Origin of the sequence: Streptomyces sp. IMTB 2501 (assembly GCF_001953885.1) — a bacterium.
Taxonomy (GTDB): domain Bacteria; phylum Actinomycetota; class Actinomycetes; order Streptomycetales; family Streptomycetaceae; genus Streptomyces.
Window position 1 is genome coordinate 1 of record NZ_MQUS01000082.1, and the last position, 1,879, is coordinate 1,879.

Consider the following 1,879-nt stretch of genomic DNA (forward strand, 5'->3'; position numbering starts at 1 on the left):
CCCACACCACCCGGGAACCGGCACGCCATACCCACCACCGCGATGGGTTCGTCGGCCGTTCCGCTCGTCCCGTGCTGTGCGGCGAGGTCCACCTCGGCCTTGTCGCCGAGGAGTTCCGCGACCACATGCCGGGCGAGTTCGGCCGGGGTGGGGTAGTCGAAGACCAAGGTGGTGGGCAGCTGCAGCCCGGTGGCGGCGGAGAGCCTGTTGCGCAGCTCGACCGCGGTGAGCGAGTCGATTCCGGCGTCCGTGAATCCCCTGGTTTCCTCCACCCGTGCGGGCAGATCGTGGCCGAGCACCGCGGCGGCATGCCCGCGGACGAGTTCCAGTACGACCCGGCCGCGCTCGGCCTTGGGCAGCGCTATCAGCCGCCGTGCCAGGGAAAGGCCTGCGTCGTCCTTCGCCGCTGCCACACGCTTGGCGGGCATACGGACCAGGCCGCGCCACACCGGCGAGAGCACACCGGCCATGGCTCGCTCGCGCAGTACGGATGCGTCGACCCGCGTACCGACAACCATCGGATCGCCCATGGTCAACGCGGTGTCGAAGAGTGCGAGCCCTTCCTCGGCAGCGAGCGGAACGGCGCCTTCACGGGACAGCCGGGCCAGTTCGCCGTCGTTCGGGCGGTCGGTCGCCGCGTCCGCGGATTCCCAGGCGCCCCACGCCACGGAGAGCGCGGGCAAGCCCTGCGCCCTGCGACGGTGAGCGAGAGCGTCGAGGAACGCGCTGGCGGAGGCAAGTCCGGCGTAGCCGGCCCCGCCGATGACGCCTGCCGCGGACGAGAAGAGGATGAACGCGGACAGATCCAGGTGCCGCGTGAGTTCGTGCAGGTGGACCGCGCCAGAAATCCGCTCCCCCAGCACCTCGTTGAGCTGCTGCTCGGTCAACGACTCCAGGACGCCGCTGTCCAGCACACCAGCCGCATGGATCACCGCGACCAGCGGGTGCGCATCGGGGATCTCTCTCAGGAGGCCGGCGAGGGCCGCCCGGTCCGTGGTGTCGCAGGCGGTGATCGTGACCTCGGCACCGCGTTCGGCGAGGTCGTCGCGGAGTCCGTCCGCACCAGGGCTTTCGAGCGCCTGCGGGCTCGTGAGGACGAGATGGCGGACCTGGTGCTCTTCGACGAGATGGCGGGCCAGCTGCCGACCCTGCGGGGACACACCTCCGGTGATCAGTACGGTGCCCGACGGGTCCAGCGCCGATGCTCCATCGGTGTCCGGCGCCGCTTCGGCAGTCGCGAGGCGCGGGGTCAGGAGAGTGGCGTCACGGCAGGCGAGTTGCTGCTCGTTGGTGGCGATGGCCTGCGCGAGAAGGGTCTCGAAGTCGGGTGTGCCGCTCTCCGGGTCGATGTCGAGCAGGACGAACCGGTCGGGGTGTTCGCTCTGCGCGGTGCGGATCATCCCCCACACCACCGAGGCGGCCAGATCCGGCACGTCGGCGCTCCGGTCCGGTCCAGCGGCGACCGAGCCTCGGGTGACGATGATCAACGGGCTGGATTCCAGGCGGGGTTCGGCCAGCCATTCCTGGACCGCCACGAGGACGGACGCGGCCAGGTGGTGCGCGGCCCGTGCCACTTCGCCCGTGGCATCGGGGGTGGTGGCGGCCAGCACACCGTAGGCCGGGACGGCGGCGCCCTCGTCCAGTGCGGCGGCCAGCGCCGGAACGTCCGGGTACGACGGGGTGTCCGGCAGGCCGGTGTGGAGGGCCAGGGGGGCCGGGTCAATCAGCGCGATGGACGGCAGTTCGGTCGTGCCCACGGGGGCGGTGGGGACCCACTCCAGAGTAAAGAGCGCGTCCAAGCCAGCTGTGCTGACGGGCAGTTGACCGGGATCAAAGGGGCGTATGTGCATGGCGTCGATGTGCACGACGGGCTGGCCTG

Annotated in this window: 1 protein-coding gene; it reads right to left on the reverse strand. The window is 71.0% G+C overall.

Features of this window, described 5'->3' with window-relative positions; translation table 11 throughout:
* A partial coding sequence (locus AV521_RS46165) for a beta-ketoacyl reductase (protein WP_143658787.1) occupies window positions 1-1,799 on the reverse strand: 1,799 nt, incomplete at its 3' end.
* Window positions 1,800-1,879: the final 80 nt, after the last annotated feature.